At 71.0% G+C, this 1,696-nt stretch carries 2 protein-coding genes; one reads left to right on the top strand and one right to left on the bottom strand.

The window, feature by feature from the left end; translation table 11 throughout:
- Positions 1-151: 151 nt before the first annotated feature.
- A complete protein-coding gene (locus AC3WTC_RS20485; protein WP_492712428.1) occupies positions 152-553 on the bottom strand; it encodes a hypothetical protein in 402 nt (133 codons plus the stop codon).
- Between the two features lie 285 nt (positions 554-838).
- Here AC3WTC_RS20485 and AC3WTC_RS20480 point away from each other — a divergent pair.
- A partial coding sequence (locus tag AC3WTC_RS20480) for a hypothetical protein (protein WP_492712427.1) occupies positions 839-1,696 on the top strand: 858 nt, incomplete at its 3' end.

The following is a 1,696-nucleotide window of genomic DNA, read 5'->3' as shown; positions in this document are numbered from 1 at the left end:
CCCCCCCCCCCCCCCCCCCCCCCCCCCCCCCCCCCCCCCCCCCCCCCCCCCCCCCCCCCCCCCCCCCCCACTACCCGGTAGGTGCCAACCTCGGTTGGCGCACGAGCACTCTGCAGGCCAACCAAGGTTGGTCACTACCGGGTACGGGCGCTCAGCGCAACGCGCCCAGCCACGCCGCCGACGCTTCGCTCGGGCTCTGCTTGGCCTTCACCACCAACCCGCTCGCACGCACGAACGTCTGCGCCGCCTGCGCCACTACCTGGCGGGCGATCAGCGCGGCCTGCTTGGTCGTTGCCTGCTGCTTGCGCAGCTGCACGATATGCACCGACGGGCGACCCACCGGCGCGTACTTCTGGTCGCGGCGCAGGATGTCGGCCACCTGTGCCACTTCTTGTTCGGCCCGCAGGTAGCGGTGCTGTGCCTCGACCAGCTCACGCAGCGGTGCGCGCGCCGCAGCCGGGTCGGCAAAGGCGGACAGCGCTGCATCGCAGGCGGCATCATCAGTGAAGCGGGTACGCAGCGTGTCCACGCTGGCCAGGGTCAGTTTGGCCATGTGGGCCTCGTTGCTGCAGGAAAGGAGTGCGATTGTCGCATTGCTTGCCGGGTCGTGCCGGCCGCTGGCGGGCGACTGCATGGGGGCGTGCGGACCAACGATCCGCACCCACCGGCTGGCCGACGGTCCGCACCCACCGGCTGTCCGAGGGGCCGCACCCGCCGGCTGTCCGAGGGTCCGCACCCACCGGCTGTCCGAGGGTCTACACCCACCGGCGGCAGAGAGCAGCCGAGCATCGGGTCGCGGTTACCATGGCGGCCGCACTGAACCACGGAAGGCAACACCATGCAGGAAGCGCAGTATTGGCTTGGCGAATTCTGGACCGGCCTGAGCGTGCTCGATCTGATCGGCGGCAGCGTGCTGGGCACGCTGTTGGGGCTGGTGCTGGGCATCTTCGCCTGGCGCGGGCTGCATCGACGCGGTTGGCTGCGGCGGCAGCGCCGTTGGCACCACGGGCTGCTGGCCTCGTATGTGGTGCTGCTGCCGTTGCTTGTCGCGTTCTTCGGCCTGCAACTGGGCTTCACCGCCGGCGCGCACCGCGCGCTGTTCAAGCAGCTCGACCACTTCCAGCCGCACCTGCAGACGATGGTGGAAGGGTGGAGCAGTGGCTTCACCGCCTCGCTGGAAGACGAACGCATGCGTGCCGCGCTGCAGAGCCAGGGCACGGTGGGTGACGTTGCCGATTCGCTTGCCGCGATCTACCTGCGCGAGCATCCGCTGCCAAGCGTGGAGCGGCTCGGTAACGGGCCGATGGCGCGCGGCGTGGGCTGGGTGATCGGCAAGGTGCGCGCCGGATTGCTGCGCGCGATGGTGGAAGACACGCTGATCGACAAGGCTGGCACTGTGGGCCTGGAGCCGAAGATGGTGCGTGAGGCGCTGACCATGCGCATGGATGAGCTGCTGCATACGCGCGGCGTGCTGCGGCTGGTGAAGGCGCAGATCAACGGCATGATGCCGGGTGTGTACCTGGGGTTGCTGCTGCCGCTGGCGATCATTGCGCTGCTGCTGGCGCTGGAGATCTGGGCCGCGCATCGGTTCGGATGGAAGGGTGGGGCTGCGCCCCGGTTGGTAGTGGGGGGGGGGGGGGGGGGGGGGGGGGGGGGGGGGGGGGGGGGGGGGGGGGGGGGGGGGGGGGGGGGGGGG

The organism is Stenotrophomonas sp. FW305-C-20-S1, from assembly GCF_058783335.1.
The sequence above is the reverse complement of the archived record's forward strand: the minus strand, read 5'-3'. Positions and strand labels throughout refer to the sequence as shown.

Coding starts and splice junctions, on each gene's coding strand:
- AC3WTC_RS20485 (WP_492712428.1), bottom strand. CDS start 553: ATGGCCAAACTGACCCTGGCCAGCGTGGACACGCTGCGTACCCGCTTC.